At 55.5% G+C, this 19,988-nt stretch carries 23 protein-coding genes and 1 tRNA gene; 16 read left to right on the forward strand and 8 right to left on the reverse strand.

Translation table 11 applies throughout. The annotated features are described in order from the left end of the window. Nucleotides 1-32: 32 nt before the first annotated feature. Genes ACP86_RS12040 through ACP86_RS12055 form a run of 4 tightly spaced genes read right to left on the reverse strand, consistent with a single transcriptional unit; the run spans nucleotide 33 to nucleotide 2,590 of the window. Nucleotides 33-899, reverse strand: a complete 867-nt coding sequence (locus ACP86_RS12040; RefSeq protein ID WP_053114088.1) for a hypothetical protein — start codon at nucleotides 897-899, stop codon at nucleotides 33-35. Further along, on the reverse strand, nucleotides 896-1,165 hold the full coding sequence (locus ACP86_RS12045) for a hypothetical protein (RefSeq protein ID WP_053114090.1): 270 nt from the start codon (nucleotides 1,163-1,165) through the stop codon (nucleotides 896-898). The genes ACP86_RS12040 and ACP86_RS12045 overlap by 4 nt, the downstream gene beginning before the upstream one ends. Next, complete coding sequence (locus tag ACP86_RS12050) at nucleotides 1,162-2,361, reverse strand: tyrosine-type recombinase/integrase (protein ID WP_053114093.1); 1,200 nt, start codon at nucleotides 2,359-2,361, stop codon at nucleotides 1,162-1,164. The genes ACP86_RS12045 and ACP86_RS12050 overlap by 4 nt, the downstream gene beginning before the upstream one ends. Continuing rightward, the gene (locus ACP86_RS12055) at nucleotides 2,354-2,590 is read right to left on the reverse strand and encodes a hypothetical protein (protein WP_053114095.1); all 237 of its coding nucleotides are present in this window, start codon (nucleotides 2,588-2,590) and stop codon (nucleotides 2,354-2,356) included. The genes ACP86_RS12050 and ACP86_RS12055 overlap by 8 nt, the downstream gene beginning before the upstream one ends. Nucleotides 2,591-2,740: 150 nt before the next feature. Between ACP86_RS12055 and ACP86_RS12060 the strand changes: the two genes are divergently transcribed. The 3 genes from ACP86_RS12060 to ACP86_RS12070 all read left to right on the forward strand — a co-directional run bounded on the left by ACP86_RS12060 (nucleotide 2,741) and on the right by ACP86_RS12070 (nucleotide 5,025). Continuing rightward, complete coding sequence (locus ACP86_RS12060; protein ID WP_053114097.1) at nucleotides 2,741-2,947, forward strand: helix-turn-helix domain-containing protein; 207 nt, start codon at nucleotides 2,741-2,743, stop codon at nucleotides 2,945-2,947. A gap of 30 nt (nucleotides 2,948-2,977) precedes the next feature. Beyond that, entirely contained in the window at nucleotides 2,978-3,892 is a 915-nt protein-coding gene (locus ACP86_RS12065; RefSeq protein ID WP_053114099.1) for a restriction endonuclease, read from the forward strand. A gap of 224 nt (nucleotides 3,893-4,116) precedes the next feature. Continuing rightward, on the forward strand, nucleotides 4,117-5,025 hold the full coding sequence (locus ACP86_RS12070) for a type II toxin-antitoxin system PemK/MazF family toxin (protein WP_053114101.1): 909 nt from the start codon (nucleotides 4,117-4,119) through the stop codon (nucleotides 5,023-5,025). Nucleotides 5,026-5,329: 304 nt separating this feature from the next. Here the strand turns inward: ACP86_RS12070 and ACP86_RS12075 are convergent, their stop codons facing one another. The 4 genes from ACP86_RS12075 to ACP86_RS12090 form a co-directional block, all read right to left on the reverse strand. Beyond that, a complete protein-coding gene (locus ACP86_RS12075) occupies nucleotides 5,330-6,493 on the reverse strand; it encodes a helix-turn-helix domain-containing protein (RefSeq protein ID WP_053114103.1) in 1,164 nt (387 codons plus the stop codon). 1 nt (nucleotide 6,494) lies between these two features. Beyond that, nucleotides 6,495-7,118: a hypothetical protein gene (locus tag ACP86_RS12080; protein ID WP_053114105.1), complete on the reverse strand. Its 624-nt coding sequence runs from the start codon at nucleotides 7,116-7,118 to the stop codon at nucleotides 6,495-6,497. A gap of 516 nt (nucleotides 7,119-7,634) precedes the next feature. After that, a tRNA-Arg gene (locus ACP86_RS12085) sits at nucleotides 7,635-7,711 on the reverse strand. 194 nt (nucleotides 7,712-7,905) lie between these two features. Continuing rightward, a complete protein-coding gene (locus tag ACP86_RS12090; protein ID WP_008169944.1) occupies nucleotides 7,906-8,451 on the reverse strand; it encodes a YaeQ family protein in 546 nt (181 codons plus the stop codon). 75 nt (nucleotides 8,452-8,526) lie between these two features. Between ACP86_RS12090 and ACP86_RS12095 the strand changes: the two genes are divergently transcribed. From ACP86_RS12095 to ACP86_RS12150, 13 genes are all read left to right on the forward strand, one after another. Next, nucleotides 8,527-8,886, forward strand: coding sequence for a CidA/LrgA family protein (locus ACP86_RS12095; RefSeq protein WP_008169943.1), 360 nt, complete (start codon nucleotides 8,527-8,529; stop codon nucleotides 8,884-8,886). Continuing rightward, nucleotides 8,876-9,598: an LrgB family protein gene (locus ACP86_RS12100; protein ID WP_014575815.1), complete on the forward strand. Its 723-nt coding sequence runs from the start codon at nucleotides 8,876-8,878 to the stop codon at nucleotides 9,596-9,598. The genes ACP86_RS12095 and ACP86_RS12100 overlap by 11 nt, the downstream gene beginning before the upstream one ends. Nucleotides 9,599-9,754: 156 nt before the next feature. Next, nucleotides 9,755-10,030: a hypothetical protein gene (locus ACP86_RS23705; protein ID WP_227507707.1), complete on the forward strand. Its 276-nt coding sequence runs from the start codon at nucleotides 9,755-9,757 to the stop codon at nucleotides 10,028-10,030. Between the two features lie 3 nt (nucleotides 10,031-10,033). Continuing rightward, nucleotides 10,034-11,326, forward strand: coding sequence for an ABC transporter substrate-binding protein (locus ACP86_RS12105; protein ID WP_227507708.1), 1,293 nt, complete (start codon nucleotides 10,034-10,036; stop codon nucleotides 11,324-11,326). 77 nt (nucleotides 11,327-11,403) lie between these two features. Next, nucleotides 11,404-12,453 (forward strand): ABC transporter permease, encoded by a 1,050-nt coding sequence (locus tag ACP86_RS12110; RefSeq protein ID WP_053114107.1) that lies wholly within the window; start codon nucleotides 11,404-11,406, stop codon nucleotides 12,451-12,453. Further along, nucleotides 12,450-13,382: an ABC transporter permease gene (locus ACP86_RS12115; protein ID WP_053114109.1), complete on the forward strand. Its 933-nt coding sequence runs from the start codon at nucleotides 12,450-12,452 to the stop codon at nucleotides 13,380-13,382. Before ACP86_RS12110 ends, ACP86_RS12115 begins: the two co-directional genes overlap by 4 nt. Nucleotides 13,383-13,386: 4 nt before the next feature. Then, a complete protein-coding gene (locus ACP86_RS12120; RefSeq protein WP_053114111.1) occupies nucleotides 13,387-14,385 on the forward strand; it encodes an ABC transporter ATP-binding protein in 999 nt (332 codons plus the stop codon). Further along, entirely contained in the window at nucleotides 14,382-15,392 is a 1,011-nt protein-coding gene (locus ACP86_RS12125; RefSeq protein WP_053114114.1) for an ABC transporter ATP-binding protein, read from the forward strand. Before ACP86_RS12120 ends, ACP86_RS12125 begins: the two co-directional genes overlap by 4 nt. 75 nt (nucleotides 15,393-15,467) lie before the next feature. Continuing rightward, a complete protein-coding gene (locus tag ACP86_RS12130; RefSeq protein ID WP_053114116.1) occupies nucleotides 15,468-16,382 on the forward strand; it encodes a LysR family transcriptional regulator in 915 nt (304 codons plus the stop codon). After that, complete coding sequence (gene pepQ, locus ACP86_RS12135) at nucleotides 16,375-17,661, forward strand: Xaa-Pro dipeptidase (RefSeq protein ID WP_053115526.1); 1,287 nt, start codon at nucleotides 16,375-16,377, stop codon at nucleotides 17,659-17,661. Before ACP86_RS12130 ends, pepQ begins: the two co-directional genes overlap by 8 nt. Before the next feature lie 107 nt (nucleotides 17,662-17,768). Then, the gene (locus ACP86_RS12140) at nucleotides 17,769-17,975 is read left to right on the forward strand and encodes a bacterioferritin-associated ferredoxin (protein WP_012139146.1); all 207 of its coding nucleotides are present in this window, start codon (nucleotides 17,769-17,771) and stop codon (nucleotides 17,973-17,975) included. Between the two features lie 89 nt (nucleotides 17,976-18,064). Then, nucleotides 18,065-18,541 carry a bacterioferritin gene (bfr, locus tag ACP86_RS12145; protein ID WP_014575823.1) on the forward strand — a complete coding sequence of 159 codons (477 nt, stop codon included), beginning with the start codon at nucleotides 18,065-18,067 and terminating at the stop codon, nucleotides 18,539-18,541. Nucleotides 18,542-18,550: 9 nt separating this feature from the next. Continuing rightward, nucleotides 18,551-19,909: a phosphomannomutase/phosphoglucomutase gene (locus ACP86_RS12150; RefSeq protein WP_053114119.1), complete on the forward strand. Its 1,359-nt coding sequence runs from the start codon at nucleotides 18,551-18,553 to the stop codon at nucleotides 19,907-19,909. Nucleotides 19,910-19,988 lie beyond the last annotated feature (79 nt).

Raw genomic sequence — 19,988 nt, forward strand, 5'->3', positions numbered from 1 at the left:
GGGCCATCCATGGCCACTGAATGTAGTCCTTTTTAAGGCGAGATGAGGTTTGAAGCTTGAGCCAAGTGAGTTGAAGCTGTATGCATAAGCTCTGGCTGGAGTTGCGCGGCAAGCAGGTGGGATGACTGCACAACCATTACCGTTGGATCGGGTTGTGTATGGCTTCCGATGCGGTACATCGAGGCGATAATAAACTGAATGGTTCGTGCCGCCTCAGGCAGTTCTTGCGCTAGTCGTTTTAGGTCTTCCGCCAACAAGCCCAGCCCCTTCAAAACGACCTTCAGGTAATCGACTGGTTTAGAGTCAGATAACTCAATCCGGCCCACCCCATGTAGAAGTCCCGCAATAGCAGCGAGCCAGCGTTCCGCCTCGTTATAACCGCGGCATGCATCGAACGAACGTATGGCTACATCAAGGCCGTGTCTTGCCAGGCTTCCCGGCTGTTGGAAACTGGCTTCTTGCATCGCGCCATTCAAGAAGGGAAGTCCAACTGATGGTCGCCCCAACACTCGTCGAACAAAATCAGCCAGTGGTTGAACCGGGCATGATTCGAGAAACAGTTCAATATCGACCGCCAGATCAGGGCAGGCCAGTTGTGACTCAGGCAGATGCAGCAGTGAATCAGGCGTGTCCATCAGAATTACGGTGTCTGAGCGCGATACTGCATTCCCCGACTTGCCCTCCCAGAGCACCAACTGAACAGCACAGTCCGGGATTTTTGTGAGCTGGAGGTCCGGGTGGGGTTGGAACATCACGATCCGGTATTGCTCAAAAGAATTTTCGATGATCAGTTCTAGCACCGGCAGGGCCTCCCCGTTTGGTATCTCCGTCAGATTGGTAATGGTGCCAACGAAAATCTCGGGTTCAGATTGCCACTCGGTATTCACGATAATGCTCATGCGAAGAGCTCCTGTGCAGAGGTGAGGACGCGTTCCAGGCTATTTAGCAAGGCAGGAAGCGGATCCTGCAGGTTTTCGTCGTCCATCAACCAAAGCTCATTTTCCACCCAATTAGTAAGTGCAGCGAGATTGGAGCTTTCGTCACCTTCGCCAAGCACGGCGACAAGGTGATTTCCGTCCGGAATTTGCATCGAAAATGCGAGTGCGCTTGCCAAACGATTTGCGAAAGACTTTCGGCTGATAGAAAACGGTTGGGAATGGTTCATGAGTCACCTTCCTTCTTGGAATCAGTTTTAGCGTTGAATTCGTTGATGAGCAGACGCTCGATGGCGGAGCCATCGCGACGGGTCAGGTTTGGTACATACCGTGAGTAAACCCGGAACAACATTTCCGTGGTGGTGTGGCCCATCTGCCTGGCAATCCACTCAGGATTCTCACCGGCCGCGAGCCACAGCGTGGCTGCGGTGTGACGGGTCTGGTATGGCCGGCGTTTGCGTAGTCCTAGGTGCCTAAGCAGTGGATACCAAACTCTTTTCGTGACGTTGTTATGAGTCAGCGGCCCGCCGGTCCGTGTACAGAAAACGAAGCTTTTCTTTCCAGTCGCTTTTTGCTGGTCTTTCAGAGCATCGTAGACCAGCTGAGACATCTCGATAGTTCGGAAGGAACCGTCGTTTTTGGTGTACTCCATTCGGCCATCGACCAAAGACTGGCGGATCAAGATTTGGCGACGCGTGAAATCCACGTAGTCCCATTGGAGCCCGTCGATTTCTCCCGTGCGCATTCCGGTGAAAAATCGAACCGCGTAGTAATTTTGGAAGTCTGAGCGGACCGTGTTGATGATCTGCCTTACCTCATCAATAGTGAAAGGCTCTACATCAGTGCGCGGGACCTTCAGCGATTTAATCCCATGGTAGGGTGAGCTAAACTCATACCGGTTGGCTGCTTCACTGAGGATCATGCGCAAAGGCGTCATGATTCTGTTGATCCTACTGGCTGAAAGATGTTTTCCGCTCCGGGTTGTAACTTTGGCGAGTGAGGCCCGGAAATCGAGAATGTCTTTCTTGGTGATGCGGCCAACCTCTTGTTCCCCAAAATGGGGATTGAGGTAATTGTTCAGTGTTCCCATCACCGTCTCGATATGTGACTGGCGCCATTGAATCTTCATTTCGCCGAGCCAGTCCTTTGAGAAGGCTTTGAACAGCGGCGTGTCATGGGCCTGTCGAGCCCTCTGAACCTCCGCTTGTTTCGTGAACTTTGCTGCTCTGGGACTGTTCGGGAAATGCCGGTGGTACTCGAATGTACCCAGCGTGATTTCGGCCTCGATTCGTTTGAGGATGGCTTCGAGTTTTTTGCGGTTGGCTGGCGTGTTGTCCAAAGTTGTCTGTTCTCGGCAGCGTTTGCCTGCATACCGGAAATCAAAAAAGAGTTTGCCAGTCTCCGTGCGCTCTACAATTTTACCCACGGCACATTCCTCCTCCGGCCATTGGCACGGCAAAGGCATGATTTGCGGAGTGGCCGAGCATGTCCTGCTCAATAACGTCCCATATGTAGAGAATCTTCCGCCCACCAAAAGGGCGGATGTAATGAATGCCCTCAAGCAGAACAGAGTCTTTGAGGCGTTCGCGAATGGTTCGGGCATCATATTTAATGCGCCCCGCCAGTTCTTCGGTGGTGAGATATACCTGTGACATAAGGTGGCTCCTTTGCTATCTTTGATCGCTGGAGGGCAAAAGGTTTCTTTAGTGATCAATATGTCCTCCTGTAGATCATTATGCACTCATTAAGACCTACTGCAAGTCTTTTTGATCTCCTGCGGGTTATTTTGTTCTTTGGTGGGCCAAATGGTTAAGTGCCATCTATCCAGGTTGATGGGCGAGAAGAAGCTGAAAATCGTTGATGTGGCGAGAGAGACCGGTGTAAATCGAGGAACGATTACCCGGCTATATCATGAGACCGCCAGTAGGGTGGATCTTGATGCTGTAGACGCTCTGTGTCGGTTTCTGGAGTGTGATGTTGGTGATTTGTTCGAGTTTGTGGACAAGCAGTAAGCAAAGTTCTGGCGAGGAGCAGTTTGGGCAATGGCCATACCCGATTTTCAATCAGTCATGCGTCCGGTTCTACTTGCCGTTGGTGATGGAGAGGCTAGGCCCTTAGCAGATGTTCGCGAGGCAGTGAAGGACTTTTTTCAGCTTTCAGATGCAGAGCGAAAAGAGCGACTGCCATCCGGTCATCAAACAGTGATCAACAACAGGGCTGGCTGGGCAAGGACTTACCTCAACAAGGCCGGACTTCTGACGATTCCGCAGCGGGGTATGGTGCAAATCACCGAGCGTGGGCTGGATGCGATTCAGAATGGTCCTGATCGGATCAGTGTTGCCTGGCTAAAGCAGTTCTCTGAGTTCCATGACTTCCATACGCAAAAGCCAAAGCCAGTTTCCAATAGCTCAGAAGAGGAAGTGAGCGAAGTTGACGAGATAACTCCGGATGAACAGCTAGCATCTGCCCACCAGTCTCTGATGGAAAACCTGGCGGATGATGTCTTGGAGAGCACCCGCAAGGCTTCCCCCTCTTTTTTCGAAAAGCTCGTTGTAGATCTGATGATTTCCATGGGGTATGGCGGCTCCCGGCGGGAAGCGGGGCAGGCCACACAAACGACCAATGACGATGGGATTGATGGAATCATCAAGGAAGACAAGCTAGGCCTGGATACCATATACCTGCAAGCTAAGCGATGGACCAACACAGTTCATCGCCCCGAGATCGATAAATTTATCGGCGCATTAACCCGACAGCGCGCGCGGAAAGGGGTGTTTCTTACAACGTCGGACTTCTCTGCCGGGGCCCGTGAGGCCATCGCAGGTTTGGATATGAAAGTCGTTTTGATCGACGGCCGGGAACTGGCTCAATTAATGATCGAGAATAACCTAGGGGTCAACGTCAAAGAAGTTTATGAGGTTAAGCAAGTTGATACCGATTACTTCATAGAAGAATGACAGCGCTTCATCTGAGATTGTTCGATGGCAGAGTCTGTCGCAGCTCAATATTTATGCTCGCGTTCGTCGCGATATCTTATCTGACTCATATACGGAGTTTCTTTAGGGTGAAATGTAGCCGTATTGCTACGCTGGCTTCTAGTTTCTCATTATCTGGCATGGAAAATCGCTCTGTGTCGCGTCTGCTGATTGACAAACAAATATCTGGGGTGAAGTTCTAAATTATGAAGGTCCGTTTCTGGAAACAAGATGACTGTGCTCTAGGCGAGGTAAAATATACAGATTTCAATGAGGTGCTGATTCCATATCATGATGAGAATGCCGCTGAGACGTTCATCATTAAGAGCTTCAGTGGCGACGGTAACATATCGTGGAAAGTTGAAGGTATTCAATTCACTGAGTCTGAAATCGATATTAGTCTTGCAGAGGTAAAGCACACCGATTCAATAGGATTGATGGCGTCAAAGGGTAGCTCATCTCCTAATAAAATAGTTACTCGCTTTAACATAGTTGAAGTTGATTTTGGGCACAAAGTATCTGCGATCGATTCACAAGGACAGCTGGGTCAAAGCGTTTTATGCTCAGCCTCTCACCTTCCTAGCGAATTGTACAAAAAACGGCCATGTATTGTTCTATCGGTGAACGGTGACCGAATTCAAGTCATGCCTTTGACCACCTCCCCGAATTCTGGTGACCCAGAAAGTATGGAAATATCAAAAGAATCCTTTGCAAAATTGCACGCTAAATACACCGAGAGAACGTGTCGAACTCTTCCTCGCATGATTCAGACAGTATCTTCATATCGGGTTTATCCCCCAATGCTTAAAGGCAATTCGTTTCCTGTTACTTGTTTCGCCTTTAAGCTTTGTTCCGATGATAAGGCTGAGATGAAGCTCCGGCTCGCAAGGCACTATGGGAGCGACGTAGTGGCTGACTTCGAAGCTTTAAAACAGTCTCATAGCCAGCTAAAGCATGAGCGTGGCGCCCTCTTGACGACAAAAGAGGATCTCAGAGATGCAAAGAAAGGCCTGGAGGATCGAATGACTCGACTTCTAGAAATAATAGGGGAGGTCTCGAAACAGTATGGGTTGGAGGGCGATCCTGAGGATGCCCTGAAAGCTCTCTTGGATTGAGTGGTAAGATGTTGACAGTAGGGAGTCGTTCACATAGTATTCTCTACATGGCGGTGCCAAGGTCGTATCAGCCCACCACCGCGACTAGTAGGAGGCATATGCTGTTTAGCTTGTGCTGAGCACTAATGATACAACGTAAAGTAAAAAAACCGACCTCTTGGTCGGTTTTTTTTTGGCATAAAGCGGCCGAGTGATTGGAGTCAGGCCAGCTCTGGCCTGAGAGGATAAAATCATACCGTAGCCTAAAGGTTTGAGATTGATGGGCGACAGCCAAACTACCGCCCAAGTAGCATAGTGAAATTAGCTATTTAACTAGCCTCAAACTAGGCTTGGATCTGTCAGAAAAATTGGTTGGCGAATTGCCACTCAAGGCATTCAACATCAGGCCAAATGTAAGCTCATCCAGTTCTTCCGGTTCAATCAATAGTTCTCTGGCAACGTCAATTTTCGAGATGCCATCCTCGCGCAGGCTGGCAAAAACCTTCTTGAGCACCTGCGATGTTTCGAATGGTGATGGCTCGGGCTCGTGATCCCGGCCTAATTTAGCCAAGTCAATACACAGTGTTCGATAGGTCCAGTCCGATGTTAAATTGAGTGAGTGAAGCCGGTAGTTAAGGGCCGCGGCAGAGACGTTCCAGTATTTTTTATGGGAGATAAGGCTCTTTAGCGTCACTGTTCTTGGGGCATTTGCCAGCACACTTCTCCTGGGCATTAAAAACGCTGATGCAAAAGAGTTAGCTTCCTTCTCTGCTTCTTGACCTTGCGGTGCGCCGTGTCGGTGCATTACCAAATGGCCCAATTCGTGTGCGGCATCAAACCGGCATCGTTCCGCTGTTTTCTTTGTGTTGAGAAATACAAAAGGAATATCGCCATACCACATGGAGAAGGCATCGACCTCTCTAGCATCAACTGATAGAGAAAATACACGAACGCCCTTGGATTCAAGTAAAGCGATCATGCTTTTAATTGGAAGCTCGCCTAGATCCCAGTATCGACGCAACATTTCGGCTGCGGATTCAGGATCATTTTTCTGCCCGAGGCCTGGATATTGGTCACCCTCAGACGATCTTTGGCCGGCATCAATTTTTAAATCTACATTTGACGCAATTCTGTAATCCTCAGGAAATTCAGGTGAAGGCAAATCAAACTTGCCTTCAATCCAGCGGTTCAAGAGAAGTGCCACAGCACCCGCCGATAAAGCAATATCCCTTTTAGAGGCCGTCATCTTGGTCAGCGCACGAAAGCTTGCCACCTCAACGGGGAGCTCTTCTACGTCATCAGCAAAGAAAAATTCGACCGGAAACCTGAGTGCATTCGCGATCTTGTCGACTGTGTGGTTTTCAGGCACGGTCTGCCCACTCTCATAAGCAGTGATTGACCGATCAGTCACACTAACTTCCTTAGCCAAGGCCCGCTTTGTAAGGCCTCTGCGCTTTCTCGCGAGGGCAAAACGAGTATTGTTGAACATGCTATGCCTTTTTCTTAATTGGTACTTCTATATCGGGCAAGTCAGGAAGATCGATTTCGACCGAATCATCATCTAACGGCATACTCGGCAGAACAATCCGTTCCTTCCAGCCATTGATTTTTCCGCCGGAAATGCTAGATGGAAGGGAAAGTTCACAGCGTACTTCGTTGGCAGCCAAATGCATCAAAAGTACCCAAGTCGTGAGCCCTTGGTTTTCCTCTATCGCTTGCAACAACTCACTGAACATATCCAACTGATTGTTGGCTTCAATCGCTTCAGCAGTATTAATTCCCTTTGGACACTTATTTGAAGGCGTCGGCCCGACCATACCGGTTGCATCATCTCCGGTGGTGACAACGATAGCCAAGCCGTTTTCGTCGTTCACCGTGAGCTCATAGTTGCCTTTATCTGATTTCCTCCACCCCTCAGGCCTTAGCTGTTCCCGTAATACGGCAACGGTTTCTGCCCACATGATGATCCCGCGAGAGATACTCGGATGATTGGCCGTAGTGCGAGATCTTGCCAGGTATCCCTGCCAGACGGATTCTCTAAGGACAGGTAACTGAATCCCAAGTTGGGACAGTCGATCTACAGCATTCTCTTCAGTGTGTAAAAGGTTGTGCATGAGGTTGCCTCCGGGGCGGAACTCTAGTCTTCCTGTTTTTATACCTCAAATGAGGTTAAAAAACAAGAAGAGTAATGGCGTGATGGAACTGTCCGCGTGCCAGAGCCCGAAGATTTCGTTGAGGGGACATCGAAGATCTGGCGTCGAATTGAGCATCGCCAGAGAAATTCTCGCCGGTCTACCAAAGGCGTAGGACAAGCATTTACATCGAGGGCTATGGCAGCTCTATAGGGGGCCTACCAGAGGGACTTTTTCTGGTCGTTTTCTGTGTCCAAGTTGGGAGCCTTCGGCTTCTGTGCAAAGGTCAGTTATTTCAGACTGAGAAAAACGTCTCAAAAGCCGTGGACACACCATGGACACAATTTGGACACAGGCTCAGATTTATGTGCCAAATAGTAAAATTTCACAAGCGGGGCAAAAGTCACTGCCTAGTTGGAAGTTTATTCAGAAGTAATTTGCGAGGTAAAGGAGTGTTCAGACAATTCAGGTTTGTAACTTTCTGAATTTGCGATGAAATGGCCCGCCCGAGAGGATTCGAACCTCTGACCTCCGCCTCCGGAGGGCGGCGCTCTATCCAGCTGAGCTACGGGCGGTTATCAACAAAGTTGGCATATTTGACCGTTGCCTTCGGTTCCGGATTTTTTCTCTGACCCTTGCCTCCGGAGGGCAACGCTCTATCCAGCTGAGCTACGGGCGCTTCGAGCTCGACGATGACTCGCCGATTTCGAGTGCGCAATCTTACGTGCGTAGCGGGTGTCTGTCCAGCCCCCGGCGGCAAGTCCTGACCTCAGTTCTGGGGTAGTCGCTGCTCGGGGGTAATCGATACCAGATTGTTGTCATTGCTGAAGGTGACCTCGCCATCCTGGATGGTCACCTGGAAGCTCATGGACCGGTCCGCGAGCGCTGCCAGGGCCTCAGTGCTGTCGCCGGGTAGGTGAACAATGGTGAGGTTGTCGAAACGTTCCAGCTTGCCGTGATGTTTGTCCCACCAGACTGGGAATGCGCGATCGCCATAGGTGTAGAGGATCACTTTCCCGGCGCGGTTGCAGGCCTTCCTTATTCGGTCTTCTTCTGGCAGGCCAAGCTCGATCCATAATTCAATTTCGCCGGTCAGGTCTTTCTGCCACAGCTCTGGCTCATCATCGGTGCTCAGGCCTTTGGTAAATTCGAGGGTGTCGCCGGCGTTCAGGGCAAAGGCAAGCAGCCGGATCATCACGCGCAGGTCCGTTTCCGACGGATGCTGGGCGATGGTCAATTGATGATCCGCGTAGTAGTGACGGTCCATGTCGGCGATGTTGAGCGTCGCCTTGAGGATGGTTGCTTTGAGCGCCATGGGCTTCCTGCATTGGTATCGGGATAGGGGTTTGGGCTAGTGTAATGCAATTCTTTCCCGGGTGAGTGTAAGCGCATGCCGATGTTGCGTGGTTTTCTGGTTCTGGTGCTGTTTTTTATTCTTGGCGAGTCTGTGCGCCTGCTTCTGGCGTTGCCGGTGAGTGGCGGCGTGCTGGGGATGGTGGTCATTACCTTCACGCTGATGCTTAAAGGCAACGTGAGTGATGATCTTGCTCGGGCCAGCCAGGGGCTGATATCGGTGCTGGTGCTCTTGATCATGCCGGGGGTGGTGGGTGTGTTTTTCACGGCGAACCAGTTCTCCGGGCAGTGGCTGGCGGTTGCGGCGGCATTGCTGGTGGGCACCTTTCTCAGTGTGCTGACGACGTTGTTGTTGATGAAAGCGGTGACGAAAAGAGGCGTTAGCGATGGTGAGTGAGCTACTCGCGCGCTTCCAGGCCCTGCCGGAGTCGCTTGCCGCCACCCCGATTCTTGCGATCGGTTTGACCCTCGGTGCCTTCTTTGCCGGCAACTGGCTGTTCTCCCGCATTGGCCGGCCTATCTGGCTGCCGCCGGTTGTTTTGTCTGCGTGTCTTTTATCTGGCTTCATCGCGTTGGCGGTGGATTACCAGGATTACCAACAGGGCGCGCGGTGGCTGACGGTGTTGCTGGGGCCTGCCACCGTCGCACTCGGGATTCCCTTGTACCAGCAGATGCACCATATCCGTGCCATGTGGCGCCCGATTGTGGTCACGCTGCCGATTGCCGCCACCATGGCGGCGGTTTACGCCGTGGTGATTGGCTGGGCTCTGGGGGCCACACCGGAGGTCCTGGCATCGCTGGCGCCCAAGTCGGTTACTGCGCCTATCGCCATCGGTATTACCGAGCAGTTGGGCGGTTCGGTGCCCCTGATGATGGGCGGGCTCCTGATCACGGGCGTGGTGGCAACCCTCTTCGTAGACCTGCTCGCGCGGCTTTTGCCTGTTGAGGACGAACGGATTCTGGGCTTTGCCCTGGGGCTGAATGGCCATGCCATCGGAACCGCCAGGGCGTTTGAAATCAGCCATAGCGCCGGCGCGTTTGCGTCTCTGGGGATGGGACTTACCGGTGTGTTTACTGCCCTGATCCTGCCTCTGGTTTTCCGGCTGTAAGTCTGCGCCAAATCAGGTCATTCACCTGGCGTATAGCCCCATGTCGCAATTTCGATTGCCCTAAGTGTTTTCCGAGACTAGCTTGTTGGCCAGGCATTCGGCGCCGTTCTGCGCCGATGTTCCGTGAAAATTCCTAAAACAGCGACGGAAAACGCGATGAAAAAACTGATTGCAGCATTTGTCGGTTCCATGGCCCTGGCGGCGGCGCCGGTAGCCCTGTCTGCCGAGGCGACCAAGGAACTGAAGATGGCGTACGACGCCGACCCCGTGACCCTCGACATTCATGAGCAGCTGTCTGGTGGCATTCTCCAGCTGTCTCATATGACCTTTGATCCGCTGTTGCGCTGGACCAAGGATCTTGGTTTCGAGCCGCGCCTGGCAGAGAGCTGGACCCGGGTTGATGAAAACACCATGCGCTTCAAACTCCGTTAGGGCGTGAAGTTCCATTCCGGCAACGAGCTGACGACCGCGGATGTGAAGTTCACTTTCGACCGCCTGAAGCAGAGCCAGGATTTCAAGGCCATCTTCAAGCCCTTCAGCGGCATCAACATCATCGATGATTACACCTTCGAGCTGGTCACCAGTGAGCCCTATCCGCTGCTGCTGAACACCGCCACCTATATCTTCCCGTTCGACAGCGAGTTCTACAGCGGCCAGACCGAAGACGGCAAAGACGGCAAAGACAAGAGCGCCATCCTCAAACATGGCAACTCGTTCGCATCCGAGAATCTGTCGGGCACCGGCCCTTACACCGTGACCGAACGCAAGCAGGGTGTCCGCGTCGAGTTCGAGCGCTTCGACGACTACTGGGATACCGAGTCCCCGGGTAACGTCGGCAAGATCGTGCTGACTCCGATCAAAGAGAACAACACCCGGGTTTCTGCGCTGCTGTCCGGTGGTGTCGACTTTATCGCCCCGGTTCCGCCCAATGATCTGGAGCGGATCCGCAACGACAAGAACGCCAACCTGGTCACCATGAGTGGCACCCGCATCATCCTGTTCCACATGAACCAGGAGCGAGTGGAAGCCTTCAAGAACCCGAAGGTTCGCCAGGCGATTGCCTATGCCATCAACCAGGAAGGCATTGCCGCCAAGATCATGAAAGGCTTCGCCACCCCTGCTGCCCAGATGTCGCCTGAAGGCTACCAGGGCTATAACGAGTCCCTGACACCGCGCTTCGATGTGGCCAAGGCCCAGGAGCTGATGAAGGAAGCCGGTTACGAGGACGGTTTCACAATCACCATGATGGCGCCGAACAACCGCTACGTGAACGACGACAAGATCGCTCAGGCAGTGGCTGCCATGCTGGCGCGCATCAACATCAAGGTGGATCTGAAAACCCTGCCAAAGGCCCAGTACTGGCCGGAGTATGACAACCGCGCCGCTGACATGATGATGATCGGCTGGCACGCGGATACCGAGGACTCCGCCAACTTCTACGAGTTCCTGACCTTCTGCCCGGATGCCGACACTGGCGCTGGCCAGTACAACGCCGGTAACTACTGCAACCCGGAAATCGACGCCCTGGTACAGAAGGCCAACGTCGAGATCGACCTGGACAAGCGTGCCGCCATGCTGCAGGAAGTGGAACAGCGTCTGTACGATGATGCCGCCTTTGTTCCGCTGCACTGGCAGGACCTGGCCTGGGCCTCCAAGAAGAACGTGAATATTGAGCCGGTGCTCAATGTCATGAACTTCCCGTACCTGGGTGATCTGGTTGTTGAGTAACTGCCTTTGATGGCCGGCCGGCGCTGGAGTGATCCGGCGCCGGCCTTTTGTTTGCAAGCCTTATCCGGAAGCTTTCCATGTTAGCGTTTTTGGTTCAGCGGATTTCCCAGGCGTTTCTGGTCATGTTTGTGATCAGCGTGATTGCCTTTGCCATTCAGGATGGCCTCGGGGACCCGCTTCAGGAAATGGTGGGGATGTCCGTCTCCGAAGAGGAGAGGGAAGCCATTCGAGAGGAGCTTGGCCTGAACGACCCGATGGTGGTGCAGTACCTGCGGTTTGCAGGCAATGCGCTCCAGGGCGACCTGGGCAACTCCTATTTCTACAGCAAGCCGACCCTGGAAGTGATCGCCGAGCACCTGCCGGCGACGCTGGAGCTGGTCATCGGTGCCAGTCTGATTATTGTGTTTCTTTCCGTGCCGATTGGTGTCTATGCCGCTATCCGGCCCCAGGCATGGTTATCCAAATTCTTTATGGGCGTCAGTACCGTGGGTATTTCCATCCCGGTGTTCCTGACGGCCATTGTGCTGATTCAGCTGTTCTCCATTGGTGTGACGGTGAACTGGTTTCCGTCCGATACCGGGTGGGGGCAGTGGCTGAACGACTTCTTTTCCACTGAGGGCGGCCTGCCCTCTTACGGGCGTGGTGATGAGCTGACTCACCTGTTCGGCACCTGGGAATCGGGCTTCTTCACCGGTACCGGTCTGATGCACCTGATCCTACCGTCGGTGTCGCTGGCCTCGATCATGCTGCCGCTGTTTATCCGGCTGATCCGGGCCGAGATGATGGAAGTGCTGCAGAGCGACTATGTGCGTTACGCCCGGGCCAAGGGCCTGAGCGCCGGCCGCATCAACTTCCTGCACGCACTCAAGAACACCATGCTTCCGGTGATCACCGTGGGTGGCGTGCAGATCGGCATTATGGTGGCGTACACCATCCTTACGGAAACCGTGTTCCAGTGGCCGGGCGTGGGCCTGATGTTCCTGGAGGCCATTACCCGCAGTGACATTCCGCTGATCGTGGCTTACCTGATGGTGGTGGGCCTGATTTTCGTGGTTACCAATACCCTGGTGGATCTGATCTACGGTCTGGTGAATCCCACCGTCAAACTGACAGGAAAGAAAGCATGACAACGGCAACGGTTTCCCGCTGGTACCGCTTCCGCGAGTCCTTCTTCTGGTACAGCTTCAAGCGCGACAAGGTGGCGATTGTCAGCTTTGCCGTGCTGCTGCTGATGGTGCTGGCGGCGGTGTTCGCGCCCCTGCTGGCGCCCGCCGATCCCTACGATCTGGCGCAGATCAACATTATGAATTCTGAGCTGCCCCCGGTGGGCATGAGCGGAGCCGATCCGGCATTTCCTCTGGGCACCGACGCCCAGGGCCGGGATCTGCTGTCCACGATTCTTTACGGTACCCGGGTGTCCCTGATGATCGGTTTCGGGGCGGTGGTCCTGCAGGCGTTTCTGGGCATTCTGTTCGGTCTCCTCGCCGGCTACCTGGGTGGCAAGGTCGATGCGGTGCTGATGCGCATTGCCGATGTGCAGCTGTCCTTCTCCACTCTGATGGTTGCCATCATCGTGGGCGCAGTGTTCAAGGCCAGCTTCGGTAACCTGATGTTCGGTGAGATCGCCATTTACATGCTGATCTTCATCATCGGTGTTGCCGAGTGGCCCCAGATTGCCCGGACCGTTCGTGCTTCGGTGCTGGCGGAAAAGAAGAAGGAGTACGTGGATGCGGCCAAGGTGATGGGTTTCGGGACCCGTCGGATCATGTTCCGGCACATCCTGCCCAATACGCTGTCGCCCATCTTCGTTATCGCCACGGTCCAGATCGCCAACGCCATTATCTCCGAGGCGGCGCTGTCGTTCCTGGGGCTTGGCATGCCGGAGACCCAGCCGTCGCTGGGCTCGCTGATCAAATCCGGCTTTGACTACATCCAGAGCGGTTCCTGGTGGATCACCCTGATCCCGGGCCTGGTGCTGGTGGTGCTCGTGCTGGTCATCAACCTGTTGGGTGACTGGTTGCGGGATGTGATGAACCCACGGCTGTACAAGGGGTAACACCATGGCACTGTTGGAAGTAAAAGATCTTGATGTACGTTTTGCCGTGCGTGGTGGCGACCTGACAGCGCTGCGCGGCATCAGCTTCAGCCTGGACAAGGGCGAGCGCCTGGGCCTGGTGGGGGAGTCCGGTGCCGGCAAGTCGGTGGCTGCCTTTTCCATCCTGAACCTGATTGCCAAGCCGGGCTACATCGCCGGCGGACAGATCCTGTTCGAGGGCAGGGACCTCGCCGCCATGAGCGAGCGGGAGCTGCGCCGAATCCGTGGTAACCGTATCGCCATGATCTTCCAGGATCCGATGATGACCCTGAACCCGGTCCTCACCATCGGAACCCAGATGGTGGAGGCTCTCCTTGCCCATCGGAAAATCAGTAAAAAAGAAGCCCGTGCCATTGCTCTGGACCGGCTGCAGAAGGTGCAGATTCCTTCTCCGGAGAAGCGTCTCGATCAATACCCCCATGAGCTGTCCGGGGGCATGCGCCAGCGGGTGATCATTGCCATCGCCCTGCTGCTGGATCCGGAAATCATCATCGCGGATGAGCCCACGACGGCTCTGGATGTCACCATTCAGGCGGAAATCATGGATCTGCTACTGAACCTGTGCGAACAGGAGAACGTGGCGTTGATGCTGATTACCCACGATCTGGGCGTGGTTTCCCAGGTGACCCAGCGAATGCTGGTCATGTACTCCGGCCGGATTATCGAGCAGGGGCCGACCCGGGAAATTATCAACGATGCCCAGCACCCCTACACCCAGGGGCTGATCAACGCGCTGCCCCAGATGGGCGAGCCCGGCGAGCGGCTGTTCCAGAATCCCGGCTCCATGCCATCGTTGAAGAACGTGCCCTCCGGCTGTCCGTTCCATCCCCGCTGCAACTTCGCCACCGAGCAGTGCAAGCAGGCCATGCCGGAGTATGTGCGCTCGGGCAATGTGAATGTGGCCTGTTACGAAGTTGCCAACCTGATTGAACAGGAGAAACGCATGCAGGAGGCCGAATCATGACCTCCCCTCTGGTAAGTATCAGCGGTCTCGAGAAACGCTTTGACCTGTCCGGCAGCCTGCTGGAGCAGATCACCTTTGAGGGTGGACGCTTCCGCCGCAAACAGGAGGCTGTCCACGCCATCAACGGCGTGGACCTGGAAGTGCAGAAGGGCGAGGCCCTGTGCGTGGTGGGCGAATCCGGCTGTGGCAAGTCGACCGTGGCCCGAACCGTGATGGGGTTGCTCTCGCCCAGCGCCGGCGAGATTCACTACGACGGCCAGCGCATCGACAATCTGGAGCGCAAGGATTCACTGCCGTACCGGCGCAAGATGCAGATGATCTTCCAGAATCCCTATGCGTCCCTGAACCCGCGCATGACCATCCAGCAGACCCTGGAGGAGCCGATCCGGTTCCATCATCCGGACTGGTCCCCGGTGCAGGTGCGGGACAAGATCCATGAGGTGATGCATTCGGTGGGCATTGATCAGGACTGGGGCAACCGCTTCGGCCACGAATTCTCCGGTGGCCAGCGCCAGCGGATCGCCATTGCCCGGGCCCTGGCAGTTGATCCGGAGTTCATCGTGGCCGACGAGCCGATCTCGGCCCTGGACGTCTCGATCCAGGCCCAGGTGCTGAACCTTCTGATGGACGCCCAGGAAAGCAGGGGCTTGACCTACCTGTTTATTACCCACGATCTGGCGGTGGTTGAGCATTTCGGCACCCGTGTTGCCGTCATGTACCTTGGGCGGATTTGTGAGCTGGCGGATACAAAAACGCTGTTTTCCGCGCCCCGACATCCCTACACCCAGGCGCTGTTGTCGGCTATTCCGAAACTGGAGGACGATCGCCCCAACCACATCCGCCTGAAAGGAGAGGTGCCCACGCCGGTGAACCTGCCGTCGGGCTGCGTGTTTCATGGGCGGTGCCCTTATGCCAACGAGCGATGCCGGCAGGAAGTGCCCCAGCTGATCACCACGGATGGCGGAACCCAGGTTGCGTGCCACGCGGTGGAAGAGGGCCGGTTGTAACGGCGCCGCTGCGATAGGCTATGATGCCAGCAGCAGAACTCGCATCGATACAACGACATACCCTCAGGGGACTCCATGGAAGTACGCTGGTTGGAAGATTTTCTGGCGCTGGCCCGAACGCGCCATTTCTCACGTGCTGCCGAGTTGCAGCACGTGAGCCAGCCTACGTTCAGCCGCCGGATCAAATTATTGGAAGAAGCCATGGGCAGCACGCTGGTCAACCGCCAGACGCTGCCGCTCTCGCTGACGCCCGCTGGCGAGATATTCCGGGAGCTGTGCGAGCGGATCACACGGGATGTCCGGGATACCCGCGATCGAATCAGCGCCCTTGAAGCCGAGGTGTCTGCCAGGATCAGTGTGGGTTCCACGCAGGGTCTGTTTTCGCACTTTTACCAGGGCTGGGCGAAAGACGCGGGCATTGCCGAGCGTTTGCAGCTGAACCTGAATGCCACCAGTTGGGTGGGGGAGCAGTTTCTGGAGGCGCTCGACAGTGGCGAGTGTGATCTGGTGCTGTGCTATTGGCATCCCGATCTGCCCTGGGGCGGGAGGCTGACTGCCGATAGTTACGACTGGCTGGTGCTGGCTCGCGAATCCCTCGTTCCGGTCAGTGTTGCTGACGATCAGGGGCATCCGCGGTTTGCCTTGCCGGGCAGCCCGGAACAGCCGGTACCGCTGATCGCTTATCACAGTCGTGGTTTCCTGCAATCGGCGATTGAGGGCCATCTTGCCCGCAACAGGTTGACGGCCAATCTGTTACCCCTGAACGAGAACACCCAGTCCGCCAGCATCAAGGCGCTGGTGAAGCAGGGTTTCGGCATGGGCTGGTTGCCCCGGCGCATGATGGAAAAAAGCGAACAGTTCGGCAGTCTGGTGCGAGCCGGTGACGAAGGCTGGGATGTCCCCCTGGAAATTCGCCTGATCCGTCTCCGTGACACCCGGTCGGACGATCTTTTAACGCTCTGGAAAACACTGGAAGATGGCCATGCCTGATAATGCGCTGTTGTCGCTGCAGACCGATCACCTGAAAGAACTGCAGGCCCGATACGAATCGGCCCTGGCAGAGCATGGCTACGACAGCCTGCTGATTGCTTCCGGCGCCGCGCCTTACCGTTATGGAGATGACCAGGCCTGGCATTTCCAGGGTTATGGTCCGTTTCTGCACTGGACCGGGCTGGCCGGTCGCGAACACTGCTGGCTCTGGATCCGGGCCGGGCACAAGCCCGTGCTCTGGCTGTTCGAACCGGTCGACTTCTGGCACGCCAATTCGCCACTGGCGGAAGAGCCCTGGCAGCAATTCATCGAGGTTCGCAGCAGTGCCTCACCCGAGGCCCCGTTGCTGGATGATCCGGAAAGCCTTGCGGTGATCGGGGATCCTGCCCTGATATGGAATATTCCGGGTGAGAAAAACCCGGAGGCTCTGTTGAGGGGTCTGGACGAGACCCGCGTGTGCAAAACGCCCTACGAAATCGAGTGTCTCGCGCAGGCGAACAGACTGGCTCTGGCAGGCCACGCGGCGGCCCGGGAGGCGTTCCTGGTCGGTGAGAGCGAGTTTGGCATCAATCTGGCCTACCAGCAGGCAACCGGTCAGCGGGAAGCCGAAGCGCCTTATCACAGCATTATCGGGCTGAACGAGCACGCCGGGACGTTGCACTACCAGTATTACGATACGCAGCCGCCAGGGCAGACCCGCAGCCTGCTGATTGATGCCGGGGTCCGTTTTCGGGGCTACTGCTCCGATATCACCCGTACCACGGCAGGTCCGGAAGAGTCGCACTTCGCAGCGCTGATTCACGGTCTCGACCGGCTCCAGGTCAGGCTCTGCGACATGGTCGCGCCCGGGGTGGACTACATCGACATCCATCGCAAGGCGCATCAGGGGCTTGCCGCCCTGCTGTCGGCTACCGGTCTGGTTACCGGCCTGGATGACGAGGACATCGTCGAAAAGGGCATCACCCGTGTATTCTTCCCCCATGGCATCGGTCACTTCCTGGGCGTCCAGGTGCACGACGTGGCTGGAAAACCAACGCCGCCTCCGGACGACGCGCCGTTTCTCCGTCTCACCCGCCGGCTTGAACCCGGTATGGTGGTAACCATCGAGCCGGGTCTCTATTTCATTCCGTCGCTGCTGGATCCACTGCTGGAAGGCGAGCTGGGGCAATATTTAAACCGGGAGCTGATTGGGCGGCTGAGAGGCTGCGGCGGAATCCGTATCGAGGACAACGTGGTGGTTACCGACGCAGGTTCGCGGAATCTGACCCGGGGTTTGTGAGTCTCGCAACACAAAAGTTGCACAAATTTAAGCCAGAAGGCTTGCATTTCTAGATGCCAATGACAATAATTATCACTAACTTTTATTGTCATTGGTGAGTCACTGCTATGTACGTTTGCCTTTGCCACGGCGTAACCGACCGGGAAATTCGCGAAGCTGCCGATAACGGCGTGTCATCCATGCGCCAGCTTGGCAAAGAGCTGGGTGTGGGCACCCAGTGTGGACGCTGTGCCTGCACCGCCCGCGAAATCCTGCGCGAGAGCCGCACGCCCGATTACCTGGCCATGGCCAACATGCTCGCCCAGCCTGCCTGACCGGCACGATTGGCCGGTTCTGTTTTTCTCCTGCGCCATAAGGGGCTATCCTAAGACACTGATTCATTCGGCCATCAGGGAGCCCGACCATGAAAGGCGATAAAAAGGTCATCCAGCACTTGAACAAGGTCCTCGGCAACGAGCTGACCGCGATCAACCAGTACTTTCTCCATTCCCGCATGTACAAGGATTGGGGTATTACCAAGCTGGCCGCCAAGGAATACGAAGAATCCATCGACGAGATGAAGCATGCAGACCAGCTTATCGAGCGGATCCTGTTCCTCGAAGGGCTGCCCAATCTCCAGGATCTGAACAAATTGCTGATCGGCGAAAACGTCGAGGAAATGATCTCCTGCGATCTCAAACTGGAAGAAATTGCCCACACCGACCTGAAAGAAGCGATCCTCTACTGCGAGGAAGTGCAGGATTTCACCAGCCGTGAACTGTTCCGCAGCATTCTCGATAGTGAAGAAGAGCACATCGACTGGCTGGAAACCCAGCTGGAAATGATTTCCCAGATGGGCATCCAGAACTACATCCAGCTTCAGTCATCCGCCGCGGAGTAATTTCAGACAATGGACTTGTCCTGTTTTAAAGCCTACGACCTGCGAGGCCGGGTGCCGGATCAACTGAATCCGGTCCTTGCTGAAAAAATCGGACGCGCTTACGTGGAAATCACTGGCGCGAAAAAAGTCATCGTGGGCTACGACATCCGGCTGTCCAGTCCCGACATTGCCGAGGCACTCAGCTCCGGCCTCATGGCCGCCGGCGCGGATGTGTTTGATATCGGCCTGTGCGGCACCGAGCAGGTGTATTTTGCCACCAGCCATTACAAGATGGACGGCGGCATTATGGTGACTGCCAGCCACAATCCCAAAGACCACAACGGCATGAAAATGGTCGGCCCTGCATCCCGGCCCATCAGCTCCGACAACGGTCTCAACGAGATCCGCGGCCGGGTGCTGGAGCCTTTCGGTGATGCGCCCGAGCAGGGCCGCTATGAACCGCTTGAGGTGATGAGCGCCTACGTCGACCATCTCCTCGGGTATATCGATGCCGGCTCTCTCAGCCCACTGACCATTGTCTGCAACGCCGGTAACGGCGGCGCCGGCCTGGTGATTGATGAACTCGAACAGCACCTGCCCTTTGAATTCGTGAAAGTGCACCACCAGCCAGACGGCCACTTTCCCAACGGCGTACCGAACCCGATCCTCCCGGAAAACCGGGCGGCGACGGCCGACGCCGTTATCGCGGAAGGCGCCGCCATGGGCATCGCCTGGGATGGCGATTACGACCGCTGCTTCTTCTTCGACGAAAACGGCCGTTTCATCGAGGGATACTACATTGTTGGTTTGCTTGCAGACCAGTTCCTGCGCAAAACCGGCGGCGGCAAAGTCATCCACGACCCGCGCCTGACCTGGAACACCCTGGACCTGGTGGAAGCTGCTGGCGGCGAAGCCATCGAGAGCAAGACCGGCCACGCCTTCATCAAACAGAGGATGCGTGACGAAGACGCGGTCTACGGCGGCGAAATGAGCGCCCACCACTACTTCCGCGACTTCGCCTACTGTGACAGTGGCATGATCCCCTGGTTGCTGGTCGCCGAGCGCCTCTGCCAGTCCGGTCAGACCCTGTCGTCGCTCATCGACGCTCGAATCGAAGCCTACCCGGCCAGCGGCGAAATCAACCGCACCATCGCTGATCCCCCCAAGGTTATTGCCGCGATTGAAGCCAAATACAGCGTTGGCGCCAAAAGCGTCAGCCACGTGGACGGCGTAAGCATTGAATTCGACGACTGGCGCTTCAACCTGCGGATGTCCAACACCGAGCCGGTTGTACGTTTGAACGTGGAATCAAGGGCGAATATTCCGTTGATGGAAGAGAAGACGGAAGAATTGCTGGCAGAAATGCAGAGATTGAACGAAGAGGGTTAGCGCTGCAGCTTGGGGCCGATTGGCGCGGGGTCCTTTCCTGAAACTGTGCGGAGCCATGGATGGCGGAGCCCAAGCGTCA

This window comes from Marinobacter sp. CP1 (assembly GCF_001266795.1).
Classification (GTDB): Bacteria; Pseudomonadota; Gammaproteobacteria; order Pseudomonadales; family Oleiphilaceae; genus Marinobacter; species Marinobacter flavimaris.

Excerpts from the sequence above, each read along its gene's own strand:
- ACP86_RS12040 (WP_053114088.1), bottom strand. The coding sequence starts at position 899 with ATGAGCATTATCGTGAATACCGAGTGGCAATCTGAACCCGAGATTTTC.
- ACP86_RS12045 (WP_053114090.1), bottom strand. The coding sequence starts at position 1,165 with ATGAACCATTCCCAACCGTTTTCTATCAGCCGAAAGTCTTTCGCAAAT.
- ACP86_RS12055 (WP_053114095.1), bottom strand. The coding sequence starts at position 2,590 with ATGTCACAGGTATATCTCACCACCGAAGAACTGGCGGGGCGCATTAAA.
- ACP86_RS12060 (WP_053114097.1), top strand. The coding sequence starts at position 2,741 with ATGGTTAAGTGCCATCTATCCAGGTTGATGGGCGAGAAGAAGCTGAAA.
- ACP86_RS12065 (WP_053114099.1), top strand. The coding sequence starts at position 2,978 with ATGGCCATACCCGATTTTCAATCAGTCATGCGTCCGGTTCTACTTGCC.
- ACP86_RS12070 (WP_053114101.1), top strand. The coding sequence starts at position 4,117 with ATGAAGGTCCGTTTCTGGAAACAAGATGACTGTGCTCTAGGCGAGGTA.
- ACP86_RS12075 (WP_053114103.1), bottom strand. The coding sequence starts at position 6,493 with ATGTTCAACAATACTCGTTTTGCCCTCGCGAGAAAGCGCAGAGGCCTT.
- ACP86_RS12080 (WP_053114105.1), bottom strand. The coding sequence starts at position 7,118 with ATGCACAACCTTTTACACACTGAAGAGAATGCTGTAGATCGACTGTCC.
- ACP86_RS12090 (WP_008169944.1), bottom strand. The coding sequence starts at position 8,451 with ATGGCGCTCAAAGCAACCATCCTCAAGGCGACGCTCAACATCGCCGAC.
- ACP86_RS12095 (WP_008169943.1), top strand. The coding sequence starts at position 8,527 with ATGCCGATGTTGCGTGGTTTTCTGGTTCTGGTGCTGTTTTTTATTCTT.
- ACP86_RS12100 (WP_014575815.1), top strand. The coding sequence starts at position 8,876 with ATGGTGAGTGAGCTACTCGCGCGCTTCCAGGCCCTGCCGGAGTCGCTT.
- ACP86_RS23705 (WP_227507707.1), top strand. The coding sequence starts at position 9,755 with ATGAAAAAACTGATTGCAGCATTTGTCGGTTCCATGGCCCTGGCGGCG.
- ACP86_RS12110 (WP_053114107.1), top strand. The coding sequence starts at position 11,404 with ATGTTAGCGTTTTTGGTTCAGCGGATTTCCCAGGCGTTTCTGGTCATG.
- ACP86_RS12115 (WP_053114109.1), top strand. The coding sequence starts at position 12,450 with ATGACAACGGCAACGGTTTCCCGCTGGTACCGCTTCCGCGAGTCCTTC.
- ACP86_RS12120 (WP_053114111.1), top strand. The coding sequence starts at position 13,387 with ATGGCACTGTTGGAAGTAAAAGATCTTGATGTACGTTTTGCCGTGCGT.
- ACP86_RS12125 (WP_053114114.1), top strand. The coding sequence starts at position 14,382 with ATGACCTCCCCTCTGGTAAGTATCAGCGGTCTCGAGAAACGCTTTGAC.
- ACP86_RS12130 (WP_053114116.1), top strand. The coding sequence starts at position 15,468 with ATGGAAGTACGCTGGTTGGAAGATTTTCTGGCGCTGGCCCGAACGCGC.
- pepQ (WP_053115526.1), top strand. The coding sequence starts at position 16,375 with ATGCCTGATAATGCGCTGTTGTCGCTGCAGACCGATCACCTGAAAGAA.
- ACP86_RS12140 (WP_012139146.1), top strand. The coding sequence starts at position 17,769 with ATGTACGTTTGCCTTTGCCACGGCGTAACCGACCGGGAAATTCGCGAA.
- bfr (WP_014575823.1), top strand. The coding sequence starts at position 18,065 with ATGAAAGGCGATAAAAAGGTCATCCAGCACTTGAACAAGGTCCTCGGC.
- ACP86_RS12150 (WP_053114119.1), top strand. The coding sequence starts at position 18,551 with ATGGACTTGTCCTGTTTTAAAGCCTACGACCTGCGAGGCCGGGTGCCG.